The 20,526-nt window shown below is 62.4% G+C and carries 14 protein-coding genes; 7 read left to right on the top strand and 7 right to left on the bottom strand.

The features are described 5' to 3' along the window. Positions 1–111: 111 nt before the first annotated feature. Entirely contained in the window at positions 112–348 is a 237-nt protein-coding gene (locus tag NGM29_RS09705) for a DUF8015 family protein (protein WP_254155845.1), read from the top strand. A 226-nt stretch (positions 349–574) separates the two neighbouring features. Next, positions 575–3,091: a dihydropteroate synthase gene (gene folP, locus NGM29_RS09700; protein ID WP_254155844.1), complete on the top strand. Its 2,517-nt coding sequence runs from the start codon at positions 575–577 to the stop codon at positions 3,089–3,091. 118 nt (positions 3,092–3,209) lie between these two features. Here the strand turns inward: folP and NGM29_RS09695 are convergent, their stop codons facing one another. Beyond that, complete coding sequence (locus NGM29_RS09695; RefSeq protein ID WP_254155843.1) at positions 3,210–5,465, bottom strand: PAS domain-containing sensor histidine kinase; 2,256 nt, start codon at positions 5,463–5,465, stop codon at positions 3,210–3,212. A 92-nt stretch (positions 5,466–5,557) separates the two neighbouring features. Next, the gene (locus tag NGM29_RS09690; protein WP_254155841.1) at positions 5,558–6,640 is read right to left on the bottom strand and encodes a glycosyltransferase family 4 protein; all 1,083 of its coding nucleotides are present in this window, start codon (positions 6,638–6,640) and stop codon (positions 5,558–5,560) included. A 318-nt stretch (positions 6,641–6,958) separates the two neighbouring features. On the opposite strand from NGM29_RS09690, the gene NGM29_RS09685 reads away from it, so the two are divergent. Beyond that, positions 6,959–8,161, top strand: coding sequence for a carboxylate--amine ligase (locus NGM29_RS09685; protein ID WP_254155839.1), 1,203 nt, complete (start codon positions 6,959–6,961; stop codon positions 8,159–8,161). Positions 8,162–8,248: 87 nt separating this feature from the next. On the opposite strand, the gene NGM29_RS09680 is transcribed toward NGM29_RS09685, so the two are convergent. Then, positions 8,249–9,223 (bottom strand): DUF1616 domain-containing protein, encoded by a 975-nt coding sequence (locus NGM29_RS09680; RefSeq protein ID WP_254155837.1) that lies wholly within the window; start codon positions 9,221–9,223, stop codon positions 8,249–8,251. 377 nt (positions 9,224–9,600) lie between these two features. Between NGM29_RS09680 and NGM29_RS09675 the strand changes: the two genes are divergently transcribed. Beyond that, the gene (locus NGM29_RS09675) at positions 9,601–10,524 is read left to right on the top strand and encodes a DUF7982 domain-containing protein (protein WP_254155835.1); all 924 of its coding nucleotides are present in this window, start codon (positions 9,601–9,603) and stop codon (positions 10,522–10,524) included. A gap of 138 nt (positions 10,525–10,662) precedes the next feature. Here NGM29_RS09675 and NGM29_RS09670 read toward each other — a convergent pair whose 3' ends face one another. Continuing rightward, entirely contained in the window at positions 10,663–10,932 is a 270-nt protein-coding gene (locus NGM29_RS09670) for a DUF8044 family membrane protein (RefSeq protein ID WP_254155833.1), read from the bottom strand. Between the two features lie 804 nt (positions 10,933–11,736). Between NGM29_RS09670 and NGM29_RS09665 the strand changes: the two genes are divergently transcribed. After that, positions 11,737–12,564 carry a peptidoglycan bridge formation glycyltransferase FemA/FemB family protein gene (locus NGM29_RS09665; protein ID WP_254155831.1) on the top strand — a complete coding sequence of 276 codons (828 nt, stop codon included), beginning with the start codon at positions 11,737–11,739 and terminating at the stop codon, positions 12,562–12,564. Between the two features lie 56 nt (positions 12,565–12,620). Further along, entirely contained in the window at positions 12,621–14,147 is a 1,527-nt protein-coding gene (locus NGM29_RS09660) for an oligosaccharide flippase family protein (protein ID WP_254155828.1), read from the top strand. Between the two features lie 112 nt (positions 14,148–14,259). Here the strand turns inward: NGM29_RS09660 and NGM29_RS09655 are convergent, their stop codons facing one another. After that, positions 14,260–15,300, bottom strand: coding sequence for a GNAT family N-acetyltransferase (locus tag NGM29_RS09655; protein WP_254155826.1), 1,041 nt, complete (start codon positions 15,298–15,300; stop codon positions 14,260–14,262). 308 nt (positions 15,301–15,608) lie between these two features. Here NGM29_RS09655 and NGM29_RS09650 point away from each other — a divergent pair, with 308 nt between their 5' ends. After that, on the top strand, positions 15,609–17,168 hold the full coding sequence (locus NGM29_RS09650) for a right-handed parallel beta-helix repeat-containing protein (protein ID WP_254155824.1): 1,560 nt from the start codon (positions 15,609–15,611) through the stop codon (positions 17,166–17,168). Positions 17,169–17,239: 71 nt separating this feature from the next. On the opposite strand, the gene NGM29_RS09645 is transcribed toward NGM29_RS09650, so the two are convergent. Next, positions 17,240–19,069, bottom strand: coding sequence for a hypothetical protein (locus tag NGM29_RS09645; protein ID WP_254155822.1), 1,830 nt, complete (start codon positions 19,067–19,069; stop codon positions 17,240–17,242). 220 nt (positions 19,070–19,289) lie between these two features. Next, positions 19,290–20,525: a carboxylate--amine ligase gene (locus NGM29_RS09640; protein ID WP_254155820.1), complete on the bottom strand. Its 1,236-nt coding sequence runs from the start codon at positions 20,523–20,525 to the stop codon at positions 19,290–19,292. Position 20,526: the final 1 nt, after the last annotated feature.

Here is a 20,526-nt window from a genome sequence, read left to right as displayed (position 1 = left end):
TCTCGTCGCGTTCGACGAGTCACCGCCACTCCTACGGCAGGTTCCCGGTTATCGCCGGGATTATCAAAACAAATTTGGCGAGCGACCCCGTACCGTCTACCGGTGATCGCAATGACGACGAGAGGCATCGATACGCCAACTGATCCCCGATTCGACCTCGAGACCGACTTCGACCGCTACGACCTGCATCTCGCGATTATCCCGCTCGCCTTCCTGGCCACCGCTGTGGCAAGTATGTTGGCCGACATCACACTCGAGACCGCGCTCGTGATGGCCAGTATGGTGGGTCTCGTGGCGATGCTCGACGGCATGGTGTTGCGGCCGCCGAACGGTCACGGCGGAGTTTGACGTCCGTTCGACTCGCGGTATCGAAGCTGAACCGCGCGTGGGAGTCGAGAGGGTCAAAGCTATAAAAAGTGTAGTAATGGAATCGGTACGGGGCTATCGCTTCGAATACGACATCTACGCGTGCCACCACTTATCGCGCCACCACTGATTTCGAAACGCACCACCTCTCGAGTCTCCGCTCACCGAGGTCCGACACCCTAAAGCGGCCGCGCTCTGAGTGACGCGTATGGAATACCACGAGGCGGCGGACCTCCTCGTCGGCCTTCGTCGATTCCGTCCCAGTCCGGGCACGGAGTCGACCCGGGCGTTCCTCGAGCACCTCGGGGACCCACACGAGGGCGTCTCGTTCGTACAGATCGCCGGGTCGAACGGAAAGGGCAGTACGGCGCGAATGCTCGAGTCGGTCCTCCGCGAGGCGGGGTTGACGGTGGGGCTCTTCACGTCCCCACACCTCGAGGACCTCCGCGAGCGGGTTCGCGTCGACGGGCGAAAGATTCCGAAGGCTGCCGTTCGGGAGTTCGGCGAGCGCACTGGCGAATACCTGACCGCCCAGGCTTCCGAGGGCGCCTCGCCGACGTTCTTCGAGGCGATGACGACCCTCGCGTGCTGGCACTTCGGTCGGAAAGACGTCGACGTCGCCGTCCTCGAGGTCGGCATCGGCGGCCGCTACGACGCCACCAGCGTGGTCGACCCCGTCGCCAGCGCGGTCACGAGCGTCAGCCTCGAGCACACGGGGATCATCGGTGACACGATCGAGGAGATCGCCGCGGACAAGGCCCAGGTCGCCCCTGCGGACGCGCCGCTGGTCACCGCCACGACCGGGACGGCCCTCGAGACGGTGCGGTCGGTCGCGGGTGAGGTGGTGACGGTCGGCGCTCTCGAGGATGAGGGTGAACCGACCGACCGACCCGACGTCACCGTTCGCTACGGAGGCCGAACGAACCACGCCGAGGCCGCCGTCTCGATCGACGGCGAGGACTGGGCCGTCGACGCCCGCCTCCCGGTACTGGGCGCCCACCAGGCCGAAAACGCCGGCATCGCCGCCGCGCTGGCCCGGCAGGTCGCCGACGTCTCGACGCGCGACCTCGAGCGCGGCCTTCGAAACGCCCACTGGCCGGGCCGGTTCGAGGTCATGGGGACCGACCCTCTGGTCGTCCTGGACGGTGCTCACAACCCGGGGGCCTGTGAGCGACTCGCCGAAACGCTCGCCTCGTTCGAATACGACGACCTCCACCTCGTCATCGGCGCGATGCACGACAAGGACCACCGCGAGATGGCCGCGGCGCTACCGACTCCCGACCGAGTCACCGCCTGCGAACCGAGCCTCGAGCGCGCCGAGGACGCCGACGTGCTCGCGCGGGTCTTCGCGAACGCCGGCGCTCCGTTGGTCGACACCGAACCGGCGGTCCTGGACGCCCTGAACGCGGCACTCGAGGCGGCGGAGCCGGGCGACTGCGTCCTCGTCACCGGGTCGCTGTTCGCCATCGCCGAGGCCCGTCGTCGGTGGACGCGAACGGCCGTCCCGAAGCGAGTTCGCGACCGGAACGACGCCCGTAACGTGCTCGAACACGCAGACGTCGACGCGGCGACGATCACCGACGTGACCGAGAGCGGCGTCCACCGCGTCGTCACGATGGCCCTGCCCCGCGACGGGGCGAGCACGATCGAACGGGAACTCGTGCGAGTCGGCGGGGAGTGTTCGCTCTCGCGCGTCCGGTCCGGGGACGATCCGGTCGAGGCCGTCCTGATGGGGACGCTCGCCCAGTTCGACCGCCTGACCGAGACGCTCGCCGACCGGTCGGACGGCCTGGCATCCATCGCCCGCGACCTGCGGACGACCCTCGAGCTCGACGCCCCTGCAAACGGGCCCGCGGGGACGAATTACCCCTGGGAGACCGGTCCCTGTATCATGGGCATCCTGAACGTAACCCCCGATAGCTTCCACGACGGCGGCCGATACGACACCCTCGAGGACGCCCTCGCCCGCGCCGAGCGCATGGTCGACGCCGGCGCCGAAATCGTCGACGTGGGCGGGGAGTCGACCCGCCCCGGTGCCGACCCCGTCTCGGTCGACGACGAAATCGATCGCGTCGTGCCCGTGATCGAACGGCTGGCTGGGGGTGGGGACAGAGGTGGAGATGGGGACGGGAACGGTGACGAGGGCGTGGACGCCCTCCTCTCAGTCGACACCCGTCGGGCCGCCGTCGCCGAGGCCGCCCTCGAGGCCGGCGCGGACGTCGTGAACGACGTCTCCGGGCTGGCCGACCCCGAGATGCGCTTCGTCGCCGCCGAGTACGACGCCCCCGTCGTCCTCATGCACAGCATCGACGCACCGGTCGTCCCTGATCGTAACGTCCAGTACGACGACGTCGTCGAGGACGTCATCGAGCAACTCACCGAGCGCGTGTTGCTGGCGGAGAAAGCCGGCCTCGAGCGCGACCAGATCCTCATCGATCCCGGACTCGGCTTCGCGAAGACGCCCGACGAGAGCTTCGAACTCCTGGACCGACTCGAGGAGCTTCGCACCTTCGGCTGCCCGATTCTCGTCGGCCACTCGCACAAGTCGATGTTCGAGCGTGTCGATCGTGCCCACGGCGAGCGCCTCGAGCCGACGATCGCGGCGACGTCCCTCGCAGTCGACCGCGGCGCAGACGTCGTCCGCGTCCACGACGTCCCAGAGAACGTCGTGGCGATGAAGACGGCGCTGGCGACTCGCGGCGGCGTCTCGAGTGGCGAGCCCTGATCGTGGGATCGGGGTGGAATTAGAACTGGGACCGAAACTGAATCGGGATCGGGGGCAGAAACTGAATTGGAACCGGGCTCAGATACTGAATCAGATCCGGAATCGATCCACCCAGCGATCACTCCGCACGAACCGCGGGAAGCGTAAACGAGAACGTCGCTCCCTCGTCAGGCGCTGACTCAACCCAGATCTCGCCGCCGTGGCGTTCGACGATGCGCTCACACAATGCGAGCCCGATGCCTGTACCCGGATGTTCCTCGTGGGTGTGCAGCCGCTGGAACACCTCGAAAATACGCTCTGCATCCTCCCGATCGATCCCGACCCCCTCGTCGCGAACCGAAAGCACCCAGTGGTCGCCCGCTCGCTCGGCGGAGGCGTCGATCTGCGGTGGCTCGTCACCTCGGTACTCGATCGCGTTCGTCAGGAGGTTCTGGAACAGCTGTCGTAACTGGCTGGCGTCGCCGTTCACACGGGGCAGGTCGTCGGTCGCGATCTCGGCGTCGCTCTCGTTGATCCGCACCGTGAGGTCCTCCCGAACGTCTTCGAGCACGTCGTCCAGGTCGACCGGTTCGAACGGGTCGCCGCGCGTGTCGACGCGCGAGTACTCAAGGAGTCCGTCGATCATCTCGCGCATCCGCTCGGCGCCGTCGACGGCGAATTCAAGGAACTCCTGTCCATCGTCGTCGAAGACGTCGCTATACCGGCGTTCGAGCAATTGGAGATAGCTCGTGACCATGCGAAGCGGCTCCTGAAGGTCGTGGCTGGCGGCGTAGGCGAACTGCTCGAGTCGTTCGTTCGACTCCTTGAGTTTTCGCTGGTACGCCCGGCGTTCGGTGATGTCGGTGAGCGTTACGACGGCGCGGCTCACATTTCCGCGCTCGTCTCGTACCGGCTTGCCGTGTTCCATGATGATTCGCTGTTCGCCGTCGAACGCGTCGATCTCGTAGACGTTCGGCTCCGTGACTTCCTCGCCCTGGAGCACCTGATACATCGTCCAGTCCTCGGGCCCGACCGGCTCGCCCGAGTCCGACCACACCGCAGGGTACTTCTCGTACTCCTCGACGGATTCGGCGTCGAAGACATCGCCGCCCCAGATGTCCCTGGCCGTGTCGTTCGCTCTACGCAGCGATCCGTCCGCGTTCGCGACCACGGCGCCGACGGGCAGGACCTGAAACAGCGTCTCGAGTTCTCTCGACTGTTTTTCGACCTCAAGTTCAGCTCGCTTGCGTTCGGTGATATCGGTGAGTGCGCCGGGGAACCGCTCGGCGTTGCCGTCTTCGTCGCACTCGACGTGACCGCGGGCGACGACCCACCGAAGTTCGTCGTCGGCGTTCCAGACGCGATACTCCGCCTCGTACGTCCCGCAGTGCTCGACGGCCGACTCGATTTCCGCAGCGACGCGGTCGCGATCGTCTTCGTGGATCGACGACAGTATTCGGTCGAGCGGGACGCCCTCACGAGCGGCTTCCGGATCGACACCGAACGTTCGCGCGAAGGAGGCGCCGGTGACGAACGAATCCTCGAGGACGTGCCACTCCCAGGTACCGACGGCGCCGGCTTCGGTCGCGGCCTCGAGTTGCGTCTTGGCTGCCTCCAGGTACTGCTCGCGCTCCTTGCGCTCGGTGACGTCCCGGAAGTACACCGACACGCCGGTCTCCGAGGGGTAGATTGTCGCTTCGACCCAGAACTCCAGTGGATCGTAGTAGAGTTCGTACCCCTGGGATTCCTGAGTTTCCATCGCCGCCTGAAAGGCGTTCCACACGTCGTCGATTTCGGCAGCCTCCGGATACAGCTCCCACAGCACTTCGCCGAGCAGTTCGTCCTCGGTCGCCTGGAGCAACTCTTCGGCCCGGTTGTTGACGTGGGTGAACCGGAAGTCCTCGTCGAGGGCGTAGAACGCGTCGGTTACCCGTCCGAGGATCTCCTCGACTTCGCTCTCCGCGTTGTGTTGGTCGGTGACGTCCTCGAACACGAAGACGGCGCCGTCGAACTCGTCGTTCTCGTTCCAATGTGGCGCGCCGTCGACCGACAGCCACGTGCACGCTCCGGAGGGGCGACGGAGGCCGACAATCTGATCAGAGATCGGGGTCTGTCGAGCGCGAACGCGATCGAACGGGGAGTCGCCTGGCTCGAGCCGTTCGCCGGCCTCGTCGACGAAATTCCAGCGAGCATCGTCAGCGAAGACGAGAACGTCTCGGGGCCGCTCGAGGAGGTCCCCGGCACGCTCATTCTCGAACGTCACCTCGCCGGCGGCGTCGACGACCGTGATCCCGTCGTCAATCGCGTTCACCAGCGATCGACAGCGCTGGCGGGCTTTGAGGCCGTCTTCGCTGTCCCAGAACCTCGCGTCGACGTCCTCGGCTCGCTCATTCATTATCGGCTACAGGGCATCGAGTTGGATAAGAGCCTCGGCAGACGATCACCACTGGGTTGGATGGGACCCCGGCAGACGATCTCACTACCCAACTAGAGCAGGCCGCGTGCGTCCTGGAGCTCCCGATAGGTCTCGAGATACGTCTCCAGCACCGCCTCTCGATCCAGGTCCGCGAACGACTCGTCGTAGGTCCGGTGCTCGAGGTCGCCAGCCTCGAGGATGGCGTCGGCGAGTTCCTGCTCACTCGTGGTCCGGAAGCCCCGTTCCCAGCCCTCGACGAGTTCGTGGGCCGCGGAGTCGGCGTGGTACTCAACGATGCCGACACAGCCCGCACCGAGCGCCCAGGCGAACTCGGTCGGGAAGACGCACTCGGTGGCGGTCTGGGCGAAGACGTGTGCGCTCCGGTAGGCCGCGATGCGCTCGTCCCGACTCGTCTCCCCGGCGAAGGTCACCCGGTCGTCGATCCGCAGGTCCCGCGCGAGTTGCTCGTACATCCCTCGCTGCGGGCCGTCCCCGAGGACGAGCGTGTGCCAGTTGCGGTCCCGGAGTTCCGCGAGCCCCAGGAGCAGGCTCTCGAGGTTCGCCCCCTCGTCGAGCCGCCGGGCGTAGACCACGTCGACCCAGTCGCCCGGCGGCGTCGCCTCGATCCGCTCGACGTCGATCGGGTTCGGGACGACGTCGACCCGGTCGCCCGACGCGCCCCGCTCTCTGACCCAGGTCCGGACCATCCGCGACGGTGTGACGATGTGGTCCGCGTTCCTGGCCGCGTAGCGATGGCCGCGGTCGTCCGGGATGCCGACGGCGCCGTCGACGCCGATCCCCGCACCGTACCATTCGAGGACCAGCGGGGCTCGAGCCAGCGTCGCCCCCCAGTTGGCCGCTCGCACCTGGCCCGTGGGATCGGCGCTCGCGTGAATCACGTCCGGGCCGATCGATCGGAGGACGAACGGGAGGCGAAGCAGGAACGATTGGCGTGCCTCGAGGCCGGTCGAGACGCCGTGGTAGGTGATCTCGTCTCGCTCGAGCGTAGACGCCTCGCCTGGCCAGAACTGGGCACAGCAGACGTGGATGTCGTGGCCGCGGTCGGTGAGGAGTTCGAGAACGGTCCGGAACCGTTCGTTCGTCTCCGTCTCTCGGTGGTGGGCGGTTTCGAAGGAGACGAACGCGATTCGCATCTACGCTGTAGATGCCAGCGAGGGGGTAAAAATATAGGGCATTTGGAATGCCGCCCTCGCTCGAGATGGTCAGTCACGACCTCGCAGCGAAGCGGGGGAGGTGACTCGTCACGTCCCCGCGGCGAAACGAGAGCGGTGGTCCGCCACCTCCCGCGGTGACGTGGGACCGTCTACCGGACGCGTCGACGGCACCTCTTTATTCTCCACTAGGACGAAATCGACGTCCGACCACGCGCTCGCGAGAGACGACAGAAACACGTAATTACGTAGACGAACAGTTGTCGCCGTTAATACCGTTGCACCCTCTCGCTCGTCCCAATGGTCACCGACGCGTCCGGCCGGGGAGCGGTCCTGCTCCCCGCGAAATTCAACCCCGCCTGCTACACGTGCGTTCGCTCGCTCGCCGACCGCGGGGTCCACACGGTCGTCGCCTCGGAACACGAAGACGTTCCCGCTGGCGGATCGCGATTCTGTGACGAACAGATCCAGATCTGTTCCCCCGACGACGACCTCGTCGCGTACAAAGACGCACTGAAGGGAATCGCCGCTCGACCGGACGTCCGAACGATCCTCCCGCTCCGCCCGGCCGATCCGTACGTGTTCGCGACCTACCGAGACGAGTTCGAACGATACGCGTCAGTGATCGCACCGCCGACCGAGGCGCTCGAAGTCGTCAACGACCGGACGAAACTCTTCGACGCCGCTCGCGAGGCCGGCGTTCCGGTTCCCGAAACGCGATGTCTTGACGAGGTCGACCGGTGGGACGACGCGTTCGTCATCAAATCCAGGTACAATCTTCTCACCGCGGAACTCACTCCGTCGCTCGCCTCGGATACGTCCGCGGTCGAAAAGGACGTCGTCTACGTCAAACCCGGAGACGAACCCGACAAAGCGACGATTCGCTCCGGTATGCGACACGAACCGATCGTCCAGGAGTACATTCAACACGACGACCAGTACGTGTTCGGCGCGCTGTACGACCAGGGCGAGGCGGTTGCGACGTTCCAGCACCGACAGATCCGCGGGACGTCCTACACCGGCGGTGGCGGCGTCTATCGGGAATCCATACACGATCCAGAACTGGAGGCGGTCGGCCGGACGCTACTGGATAGCCTCGACTGGCACGGTATCGCGTGCATCGAGTACGCCAAAGACGTCACCACCGGCGAGTACAAACTGCTCGAGATCAACCCCCGGTTCTGGCAATCGCTCCCCTGTGCGGTCCGGGCGGGCGCCGACTTCCCGGCGTACTACTGGCAGCAGGCGCTCGGCCGTGGCTCGTCGATCGACACGAGGTACGAACGTGGCGTCAGGAGTCACTACCTCTACGGCGAAGCACACTACCTGCTCAGTCTTCGACGAGACAAGCCGATACTCGTCGACCGACCCCCGGTCCTGGCTATGGCACGAGACATTCTCGAGTCGTGCGTCCGGACGCCTCACTTCGACGTCTTTCGACTCGACGATCCCGTTCCGTTCTCGCGCGAACTCCGACGGGTTCTCCAGAACAGGATCGGGTAGGGAGTTGAAGTGGGGTAGGAAGGAGCCAAAGCAGGTAGAGAGGAGTCGAAGTGGGCAACGGGTTCGCCGTTTCTCCATCACGAATACTCACGAATCGCCTTCCTCGACCCACAGGTGCACCCGGTATGGTGCGGACTCGATCGACGGCTCCGCAGGAGCGTCGCCGTCGACGTACAGCAACCAGACGATGCGCACCTCGCCGTTCGTGGTCGGCTCGACGTCGTGAGCGAGACGCCACGTCTCGCCGTGATCGGTCGTCATCTCGAACCGCTCGAGTTCTCGCTGGTCCACGACACGGGTTTCGTTTTCCGAGACGTCCATCTCCTGTTCGACGACGACGACCGTGTACGTCGTCGTACGTCGTTCGTGGTTGTCGACCCCCACGACGACTTCCTGGCTCTCTCCTGGCGGGATCTCGAGTACCGAATCCGCATCGTCCTCGGAGAGAACGTAAATCGTGGAGTACTCGTCGTCCTGTGGGAGTGCCGTGGCGGCGTATCCAACGCTCGCGATCACGAGCAATATCGTACAGACCAGTGCGACGTTCAAGATCGCTGAACCCCGAGAGTCGGGATCGAACACCGCCGCACGAAGGGTGCCCGTCCACTCGCCATATGGAACTCGAAACCGATCGTCCGGCGGGAGTGCCAGGCGTCTCCAGATTGCACCGACCGTGAGGGCGACGGTAACGGCCGAGACGGCGACGAACGTCGGTCCAAATCGGAACGTCCCCTGCGCAGTGATCAGGATGAAACCGATCACCGGAACGATAATGGCACTCGAAGCGATTGAAAACGCGATGCGTTCCGGGCCGTCGATCGTTCCCCACCACGACCGGGGGCGTTCAAGAATGGTCGTCGGTGACTGAACTTTGCCACTGGCATCGTCGAACCGGTCTACTGGCCCGCGCTCCGGGAACACGAGAGCAATCAGCGCGTATCCTGGAGCGACGAAGATGAAGACGAGGCCGATCGGAACGCGAAGGGGCGTTTCACGTATCACCGGGGCCAGCACGACGACGTTCGTCAGGGCCGTCAGAGAGAGGATTACCGTCAGGTCCACTGGTAGTCGACGAACGTGCGGTCTGACGAGGGAGCGGATCATCCTCTCTGTGTCTTTCACGAACCGCGATTAAAATCGGATGGACGGTTGTCCGGACTGTCTGGGCCCGATGATAGTTGGACCACCAAACGCTGTCGTAATGCGCGATATGGCCGCGGCCTCACTGCAAGAAATCGTCCGTTTAGACCCGTCAACGACAGGTAAACCGTGATTGACGACCAGCAATTTAAAGCAGTGGTCCTCGGTAGTTTGGGAAGAGACACTGTGACGACCCCCACAGACGGCCACGATCGCTCGCACGTCCCTCGGTGGCGGGACGAAGCTGGTTCGTGCCCTCGACGCCTATCCGACCCTCGCTGGCTTCAGAAGGCACGGTGGTGCGTCGACGAAACCTCCCATCCGAACGAACCGACGTCTCGCTTGAGTACCCCCACATGAGCCCGGAAGAGTACGATAGCACGCCGGATGCGTCATCCGCTGCGTTCGATCAGGGCGGTGAAAAGCGGGCTTTCGAAGGAGGAACTGCTCCAGCCAATGGTGCCGGAACCTCCGTCGTTCGTGATCGGACGGTACAGTTCCCCGTCGCCACTCGAACGACACGCGAGCGACTCACGATAGCGGGATTCGTCGCCATCGGTGTGTTCTGTTTCGCCGCCGGGTTCGTCGTATCGGCGGGTCGTGAAGTCCTCTTCTCGCTCGGCGGGATCGGGTTGTTCGCCAGCGTTCTAACGTACGGAGTGACGGGGACGCGATCGATCGAGGCCAGAGATGGGGCCGAGGTGTACAAGACGTGTGCGACCAACCTCGAGGCGATCACAGCGACGTTCGGTTCGAATACCGAGCGAATTTACGTGCCGAACCCGGACGGTGTCGAATCCGAGGCTCGGCTATTCGTCCCGGCCGCCGTCGACGGCGGCGTCCAAGATGCGGCTGGATTCTCTATCGTCGACTCGGGGGAACGTGGACTCGTCCTCGAGCCGACCGGGGCAACGCTGTTCCGGGAGTTCGAGCGGGCACTGGACGAACCGGTCGCAACCTCCCCGGAATTACTGGTCGAACAGTTGACCGATTCACTCAAACGCCGTTTCGAGTTCGTCACGGACGCCGACGCGACCGTGCGACCGGACGAAAGAGTTGTCACGATCACTATTTCGGGGAGCGTCTTCGGCCCTCTGGATCAGTTCGACCACCCGGTCGCCTCCTTCCTCGCAGTGGGTCTCGCAGTGGGTCTCGACCGCCGGATCTCGTTCGAGGCCACCGCGCTATCCAACGACGGAACGTGGGTCCTCGAGTATCGGTAGGCGTCGTTCGAAACAAAGGCTGTCGCTGATATCCCGGCTGCCACCGGTGAACTGGTGTCGTGTCGAATCTGAAGTGGTGAGACGAACCGATATTCGTGTCCCGTTCGTCTCATCGATTAACGCGTGACGGAGCACTGGCTATGGCGACAGGACGAACAGGGTGACGAAACGGTAGCAGAGCACCGCTGCGGCGCCCGCCAGCAAGACCTTGGTGAGGATTCGTGGTCGATCGACCCATCGCGGCTGCACGTGTGACATAGTGAGCAGGTTCGTCAAGATGGCGACGCCGAGTGCGGAGAACAGAATAAACAGGCCGTAAGTGAAGAGTCCGGTCACCGAGAGCACGAGTACCGTTCCCAGCAACCATGAACACTGAACGAGGACGAACCGCATTCGGTGCGGTCTCATCTGTGGACGGACCGAACGAGCAACGCGGTAAAAACTATAGCGACCGTATTCGTGGCGTTTCTCGAGTAATCCACGATTGAAATACGTTCGCCCCACCGTCTGTAAGCCGTATCCCCGCTCATTGATCCGTGACCTGAATGTAGTGATCGGGTACTGGCTGCAGAACAGATGTGAGGCGCGTCTGTCACCCGGATCGATGCCGTTCACAGTGTATCTGAAACGGTATACCGACCTCTTCGGTAGTCAGGAATTCCACACGATCCGAGACGTCTATCTCAACCAGATAGCGGTGATCCGAAATCGCGATCGACATCGTCGGTCAGGTGCGAACGGAACCATCGAAACGAGGACCAACGATATCGGGGCAGACGAGTACTACTCGGTTCGACTCGAGAGGACCGATGGGAGTTTCGCCGTCGCAGGATTCGATTCATCCTCGAGCCACGGTCGAAAACGTCACACTACTCTGAGGATTCGGACGAAGTTATTTCTGCCTCCCCGTGGGCTGTTGATCGACCGTAACGAAGCCCTATGTCCCTCACTGTAACGCGACTCGACAGTATCGAACAGGCCGATCGAAACCAGTGGAACCACGTCGTTGAGCAGGCCGATCTGGGAAGCGTCTTCCATCGTTACGGCTGGCTTCGAGCAGTCGAACGGGGCCAACCGCTAGAGTCACGTCATCTACTCGTCAAAAAGAAGGGCAATCCCATCGCGATTTCTCCAAACTTCGTCGGTTCGATTGGGTCAATCCCGGTTCGACGCCTCAACAGTATTAGACCGGGCTCGGGAGGTCCGATCGCCATGGGCGACGAGGAAACCGCGCTCGAGCTGATACTCGAATCGACGGCCCGCCTCTGTGACGGGCCGGTTCGCTTCCATCAGATCAGCAACGTCGATTCGTCCTACGTTCGATACCACGATAGCTTTCTGGAACACGGGTACAGCCTGCGAATTACTAACTGTGACATGCTCCTCGATACGTCGCGCGACTGGGACGCCCTCCTCGCGGAGATGGATAGCTCGAGGCGACGGGCGATCAGGCGAGGACACGATCACGACGGGGAGGTCGTCGAAGAAGAACTGACCAGAGCAGTCCTCAGTGAGATGCATTCGAATTATACCGACGTCGCGGAACGCGTCGGCGGCGCTCGATTGACTCGAGCGTTCTTTCTCGAACTCCGCAACTTCCCCGAACGGATCAAGGTATTCTCGCTCCACATCGATGGAGCGCGACGTGGACTGATGGTGTTCGTGCTGGACGACGAACGGTCGATGCTTCACTACCTCTGTTCGGGCGTTACGGAGGATCACTTCGAGCACAACGCGTCGGAGTTGATCCACGAACACGCCATCAAGTGGGCCATCGACAATGGCTACGAGACGTACAACTTCCGCGGAACGGAGCCCGACTTTCGAAATGGACTGTTTCGATTCAAGGAACGCTTCGCTACCCGCGCGGCCCCCAGCCTCACGTGGGAACGGGGCTATCCACAGGTCGCCCTGGCGGCGCTGAACGGCGGACGTGTCGCTCACCGGTGGGTTACGTCCTCGACGCCGGATACCCCCGAGACCCTTCGAGAAAGAACGGCGGAAATCAAATCGAGAGTTGTTGGTCAGGTTTTCTCGTGATCAGACTTCCGAGTAGCACGCGGTCACCGGGACGAACGCACGCTCCAGTCTGAACCATGCGCAATTCATTTTCATCCGCGGTCGTCTCGATCATCGTTTCGAAGGCGTACATCTTACTCCTCGGAGTGGGGTTCACACCGGTTCTCGTTCGGCTCCTCGGACCGGTCGAGTACGGTCGGTACGCGCTCGTCCTATCCGTCTATTCCGTCGTCGGAATCGTTCTGGTCTCGGGAACGGGCGATACGGTTCGAAAGTATATCTCCGAGCGGTCGGACGCGGCGTGGCAAGCCGCCATCTTCGGGTACGTGTTCAGAGCGGTGTTCTTCATCGGGCTCCTCGCCGCTACGCTATTCTCTCTGGCGGCGTACACGGGTCTCGCAGCATCCACGTTCGGACCGGCGTTTACGTCACTCTTCTACGTGCTTGCCGCGTACCTCGTTTTCAACCAGCTGGCGACGCACGTCCTGTGGACGCTCATGGGACTCCAATTGGAGTCTCGCTCGGAACCGCTAAAAGTAGTCAAGGAGACGCTATTCGTCGCGTTCGCGATCACGTTCGTCTACCATGGATACGGCGTCGAGGGCGTATTGCTCGGATCCATCGTCTCCAGTGCGTTCACCATCGTGTTCGGATTGGCAATCGTCAGCCGTCTGTTGCCCGTTCGCCAGGCCTTCTTCTCAAGCGGTGTGGACCTTCCGAAACGACAGATTCTCACCTACACCGCGAGCACGATCGGTTTCTTCCTCTTTTTGACGTCCCTGTACCACGTCGACGTGCTCTTGCTCCAGGTCTGGTTGTCCGACGAATTCGTGGGATACTACAAAGGCGCGCTGGTGATCGCCGAAGTCCTGTGGTTCGCACCGATCGCCGTTCAGTACGCGCTCTTACAGCGTGTCTCGCACCTCTGGGAGCGTGGGGACATCGACGCTATCGAGCAACAATCACAAATCGTTACGCGGTACGTGTTCCTGTTTACGACGTTGCTGGTACTCGGCCTCGCTGCGCTGGCAGCCGACTTCGTTCCGCTCTACCTGGGTGAGTCGTTTCGACCGGCGATCACGCCCCTGTTGTTGCTGCTTCCGGGGGTGCTCGGGTTCGCGGTCGCGAGACCGTCCCTCGCCATCAACCAGGCCAGGCGATCGCTTCGTCCGCTCCTCGTCGCGACTGGTGCCAGTTCGCTGATCAATGTACTGTTGAACCTGCTGTTGATTCCGGGCTACGGAATGATCGGGGCCGCCATCGCGACGTCGATCGGCTACGGAAGCCTCGTCGTGTTCCAGACGGCCATCGCTCGACGGATGGGGTACCGACCGCTCGCGGGCATCCGCTGGGGGGCTACGTTCGTCACGATCATCGTATCGGCAACGTCGATCTTTCTCGTTTCGTGGACGATCGACTCGTCGATCCTCTCCCTCGTGATCGTCCCGCCGTTCGGTGCGATCGTGTTCGCCGTCGCCTCAATCATGACCGGTGCGATCACGAGTGACGACCTCGAGGAGATTGCTAGCGCGACTGCGCTGCCGAAAACGGTCGAACGTCAGTTGCTCGAACTGATCGAGCGGATTCCGACCCGCCACGAATGACGTGAATAGGCCGACGCGTCGTACATCCGATCGCTGGAGGCTACGTTCGGCTTCCGAACGACTCAAATCTATTTGCGGCTCGAATTGAGCGGCTGACTCGAGAACCGTTTTCTCAGCCTGGTGCGAGTTTCGTGACGAGTTCGTTTCGATCCCGAAGCCTGAGATACAGCTGAACGGCGGCGGCCATTCCCCGACCGGACCGATACATCGTATAGTACGTCCGGACGTTCGGATTGTACTTCGACTTCCATGCGTTAATTCGTGGGATGTTGGCGTCGACGAGTTCGTAATCACTGACACCGCGTTCCATGGAGTCGGTGAGCATCCGCCACTCGAGGAGTTCGTTCGCTGGAAGAGACGTCCCGGGCTTCGTTCCACCTTGCCATCGGTGAGCCGTCTCCCCGTCCACGAGGAGAATCGTACCGGTGACGGGGTCTCCGTCGACGGAAAGCACGTACGGGTTCACGACACCGTCGGGAAGCCGTTCGTAGAGTTCGGCTACGAACGACGGCGACATTGTTGCGGTCTTCCCTTGCTCTTCGAATCGGCTGACCACCTGCTCCATGATCCACCTGGCCTCGTCGACGCCGCCGACCGTCACGGTGTACTCGTCGTCGAGATGGTTTCGGATCGTTCGACGCGTCGTTCGACTGAATCGACGGATCAACGTCTCTTCGTCGGTGTCGAGGTCGACGACGTAGGTGTAACTCGGGTGGACGTCGAAACCGTTCCACTTGAACGGTCGGACGTCGTCGTACCGCCAGGACGTTCGAATCGAGGTGTACCTGGGCTCGAGTTCGCGGTCGATCCACTCGAGACACCCGTCGATGAACCGACTGTGTCGCTTCTCGCGCTTGCGTTGCTTGAGTTGGTCCATGTTGAGCAATGCGGGCCCGAGAATAGGGACGTGTAACCCGTGTGGTGGGGAGAAGGCGAACGTGACTGGACCTTTGTGGCTTTCAAATATGGGAAAGATTCCGATTGGTTCCTGGCCCTTGTATCCAACGAGCGGGTACAGTCTGGCGTCCGAGTACGTCGCCTGTGTTCTGAGCGCGTCGTACCGATGGAAGACCGATCCTTGCGGCGACCGGTCGACGTATTCGTTCCACGATTCTCGATCGGCGGGGTTCAATACCGATATTCTGATACTCATCTCTAGTATCCTCGAGACCGGACAGCACTGGCCGAACTGTCGATACGTGCGTCTGAGATGGCCTTTGTTATCCTACTGGTACGGGACCGGAATGCGATATTACTCCAGCGTCGGAGGCGTGTCTCCATCCTCGCAGCCCTGGTTCAGGTGGCGGCCACTCGCCGTTCGTCCGTTCGCAAATCGGGCTGGCACTCTTACCAGAGAATGCTGCCAACGACGGATACTCAGGCGAAATATCAAATTGAACTGGTCATATAGGCATGCTTCTGAGAAATTGGTATCCCTCCACACGTGGTCTCTCGCCACGTATGGACCGCCGGAAGTACCTGACGGCAATTGGTGGCCTCCCACCGACAATCACTGGCTACATGTTGTCCAGCCAGGGTGCAGATATAGACGAAGACGGGAACGTACCGGCCCCCGACACCAACGAGGCGACGCTCGCGGATCACTGGCGACACGTCGACGTCGTCAACTATGGAGCGGACCCAACCGGCGAAGACGACGTCACGCCAGTTCTGGAGGAAATTCTCGCCGAGGAAGGCGGCGACGAACTCCTCGTACTCTTTCCACCCGGGACGTACCGGATGGACGCTGGATTCGAGCACGACTCGTTTCGAGACTTCGGGTTGCTCGGCTACAACGCAACGATCGAACCGTCCTCGACGTTCGAAGGGGTTGGTGTCTACGATTCCAAGGTGTTCGCGCTTGGTCCGTCCCGGTCGTACAGTGGACACAACGTATACATCGGCGGCTTCGAGTTCGATTTCCGGAACGTCGAGGAAGAGGACGGCGTTGCAGGCTCGGCCGTCGTCTCGTACGCGACCGGAGACGTGATTTTCGAGCACATCATGACAGTGGGCAGGCCGACGAGCGGGCGTCGCATGATCGAACTGATCGGGATGGAAGACTGCCGCGGACAGATTTACGATTGCGTCGTCAACGGGGGGCCAGGTGCCGGCGTGTACGTCGAGGCGACCGACAACGCGGTCGCAACGATCACGCACAGCCTGGCTCGAAACTGCGCCGACAACGGATTCTACTGTTCGAACGGGTCGGTCGTCGTCGAGAACTGTACAGCTATCGATAACGACATCTCGAACATTCGAATCGGCGGTGTCGTTCGCGACAGCGCCGTCTGGGTTCGCGATTCCGAGTTGTCCGACGCCCGCGGCTACTGGCTTCGAGACGGCGACTGCCGTCTCGAGAACTGCTACGGGTACAACGACGCCGAGGGGTCGCGGTCGGTGCTCGAGGTCGCGTCTTCCGGCAGGTCGGTGACGATAACCGGCTCCCGGTTGGGATCGGACGCGGACCGACGGATCGCGGTCGTCAACGAGAACGGCGAGGGCGGCGACGGCCTGGTAACGTTTCGAGACTGTACGTTCTTCGGTGAAAAGAATTCCAGCGCTACGGAGGATGCGATCATCGTCGCCAGGGATGAAACGGCGTTCCTCGACTGCTCGTGTACGCTCACCGGCGACGTGTATCCGATACGATTCAACGGGAGCGCACAGAACTGTCGCGTGATCGGCGGTCGATACGAGTCCGTGCGGCCAATTCGTTTCGAATCGGGCAGGGGCGGGGTCGTCCGTGACGTCACCCTCGAAACCGACCGCCAAGATGTCGTACTGGAGGTCGACGTCCCGGACGTTGCCGTCGACAACGTCCAGGGGGAGATTTCGACGGACGTTCGAACGGTCGTCAATGGACTCGGTGACAACGGATCGTCGAATCCGGCCGACGATGGCGACTGGCACGAACACGGGCGTGAGGGCGCCGTCGTCGCCTGGACGGACACGGATTCAGACGCAGAGCGACTCTCGATCTATCGAAACGGGGACTGGTACTCCTGGACGGTCGAGTGAGCGGCCAGCGTCGTCGTGCCTCGAGGCGGAAAGGGACGCTGTTTGTCGCTCATCGAGACGAGAGAGTCGTACTACCGGTAGAACGTGACCGAACCGGAGTCGTACACACGGTTACGCTCTGCCAGGTTCTCGAGCGGAATCTCCTCGTCGACGTACGCCGTGAACTGCAACGGACGGCGCTCGAGTTCGCCGTCTCGTACCAGTACGCTCTCTGCTTCCGCGAACATCGCGTCCTCCGCACCAGCGTCGACCACGACGCACTCGGCGTCGAGCATTTCGCCCACGTATCGACACGACGGCCTATCGGTTTCGATCAGCCCGTCGTACATCGCGTCGATATCCTCGTACGACTGGCGTTCCTGCTCGGTCAGGTAGTAGGTATAGAACGGACGCTCGACGGCGGGGTTGTCCCTCGCGACAAAGTCGTTGGAGACTGCAGTGAAGCCGAAGAGCGATAGCAGAAGCACGAGAACGACGAAGTATTTGAATCCGCCTCGTGAGAACAGCCGATACGCGCCGATGGCCCCCGTCAGCGCGAAGAACATGTACGTGTAGTGGACGAACCGATTAATGTTGATCCCGGCGAGGCCCTCGAGGAGAAGGGTGGGCCCCGGGACGGAGAGGGGCACGAGTAGGAGCGCGGAAATGCCGATGACACCGGCCGCGATCCACTCGCGGGTGTCGTCCCGGAGCCACAGCAGCGCACCGAGGAGCATGAAGAAGATAAAAAACGAGTACGGGACGTAGTTTGCGACCTCCGCCCACGGACTGGCGACGACCCCCTGCGGTGGCGGTTCGGTTCGAGAACCCGATGCGGCGCTCGTCAGTGCTCCGATGATCGTTTCGACCAGGGGTTCGGCCGCGTACAGCCAGTAGGTGAGCGTCATCACCCCCGTGGTTACCATCGTGAAGGAGTCGACGGTCGGCGGTTGGGCCCCGACCGCAGACGAGCGCCTGACGATTCGTTCGACCGCGTAGACGATCGTCATGATGATGAACACGAACGGGATAGAGACGGGGTGGTAGACGACGATCGCGACGAGAAACACCAGGCCAGCGAGGCGCATGCCAGGGGCCGTCCGGCCGAGAAGGGTGACGAGGAGCGCGAGAAAGACGATCGAGGTGACGCTCCGCGGAATCGAGTACATTCCGTAGAAGGTGTAGAACGGATGGAATATCGTGAACAGCGCCGTCAGGAGCGCTACTCGTTCGTTCAGCGTGACCCGTCGTCCGAATCCATACGCTGCGAGGATGCCGGCTCCAAACAGCACCCCGCTGAGTACGTACACCGTTCGGTGGGTCGTCAGGTATCCGCCCAGCAGCTGGTGCGTCGTCGCCGCGTACACGTGCCACAGCTGGAACGGTTCGTACAATTCTAACGACACTGGCGCACCGGTTTCGACGAGCGAATCGATCAGCGAGACGTGGACGATCAAATCTGTGTTCCCGATAAAAAAGTCGTACTTCAACGTCACGCTGAACACGGTGAGCGCGAAGGCGACGACCATGTGGTACAAACAGATCGGCGTGCGACCGGAGCCGAGGCTGGGCAACCAGATCAACACGATGATCAGTCCGTACAGGACGGCGAGTCCGACGAAGAACGCGAGAGGACGGACGTCGTAAATCGCAAGCGAGACGACGAGGCTCGAGACGACGAGGTGAAAAACGATGGAGAACACTCGCCAGTCGACGGCGATCCACCCGACCGGCTCTCGGTAGTGACGCTTCCCCCCACGCCACAGTACGACGACGGCCAGCGTCATCGGCAGGGCCAGGTAGAGTCCCAAGATCGAGAGGTTCACGCGGCCGACGACGAATGGACCAGCGACGCCCAGGGCGGCGAGGGGAATCAGAAAAACCTTCGAAACGAGGTAGGCATGGTCGAACATCGTCCTCATGCATCACCACGCTCCTTCTGTCCGCCTCTCAATGATCGTTGGCCAGTTGACTCTTCTCGAGGCACGCTCGAAAACCGCTCGCAATACCGGACGAATAGCTCATTGGAAGTACGCTCGAGACGTGCGGCCCGGCTGTCGTCCTGGCTGGAGCAACCAGCGCAGGGTCCACGGTCAACTCGCTGACACCCGTCATTGTCGATTCGGTTCCCACTGAAGCCTATCATCGTCGATCCTCTCCCACGTTCTGAGATTGACGGCCGGTTACGGCCCCGACGGCCGCCTCGACTCGAGACTCTACGTCGGGTACCCGTTCCATCGCGGCGACAGGTGGCATCAGCCAGGCGACAGGGTCGGTCCAGTCGAGACTCCACTTCGCCCCTGGGGTCAGTACCGTCCTGAGAGCGGTCGAGATTTCGTTCCGGGTCGGTTGCCGAACGCAGTACTGGAGTTCTCGAAGCGGAAATACCATCTCGTCGACCGTTCCGATAGACCTGACGGGGAGATCGACGTCTAAGTCGAGAGCGGCCGCGATCATCGTCGAGGCGAATCGGTAGCCACGCTCGCTTGCCAGTGCGTACGATGCCCAGAACTTTGGGTTCACCTCCATGAGCACGAACGACCCATTGGGACGGCGCTTGAACTCGACGAGTGCGATTCCGTGCCACCCCAGATCCTGTAACAAGTCCGTCGCCTGCGCCTCGAGAGAGGGGTTTCGGTAGGTTCGAAGATGCGTCCCACTTCCGCCCCATCGAGGAACGGACTGAAGTTCCTCGTGACTGAACCTGAGCACGACGTCGTTGTCCGAACAGAGGACGCCGACTCCGTAGGTCGACCCCGTCCCCTCGATTAGCTCCTGGACGAGTACGTCCCCGTCCGGAGCGACCGCCACAATGCGGTCGTAAGTCCGCCAGAAGCGAGCAGGGTCGTCGACTCGAGCGGTCGTCTCGCCACCGCCGGATTCGTGTCTGGCCTTGAGAAAGACGGGGAAGTTCAGTTGGTCGAATGCACTCCTCGGCCGCCCGTTCGCGTCGATTCGCTCGACGACGCTCGAGTACTCCGTCGGAACGTCGATTCCGAGACGGGCCGCACGGTCGAGGACGGCGGACTTGTCGGCACCAGTACGGAGCGACTCGCTCGAGGGGAGAGAGGTGGAAACGGAGGAGGGAAGGATCGACCGAAGTCGGTCGACTGCGACCGTCGATTGGTACCCGACCGGCAAGACGAAGTCCGGGCGATGGGTTCGAACCGCAGACTCGAGGGCGTCGGCGTATCCTTCGCTCTCCGGCGGAGGGGCGAGGATTTTCTCGTCGCAGTATCTCGACCGGAGCAGTCGGCTGTATCGCGTCGTTCCAACGCCGACGATCGTCGCACCGAGATCCTCGGAGAGTTCCCTCGCGACGGTCAGCGCTGTCGGGTAATCCCCATCGAGGAGGAGGACCGTCGGATCGGCACACATA

It is taken from the genome of Natronosalvus rutilus (assembly GCF_024204665.1).
In the GTDB taxonomy this organism is placed as follows: Archaea; Halobacteriota; Halobacteria; order Halobacteriales; family Natrialbaceae; genus Natronosalvus; species Natronosalvus rutilus.
Note: the sequence above shows the minus strand (reverse complement) of the source record. Positions and strands in the feature narration are given on the sequence as shown.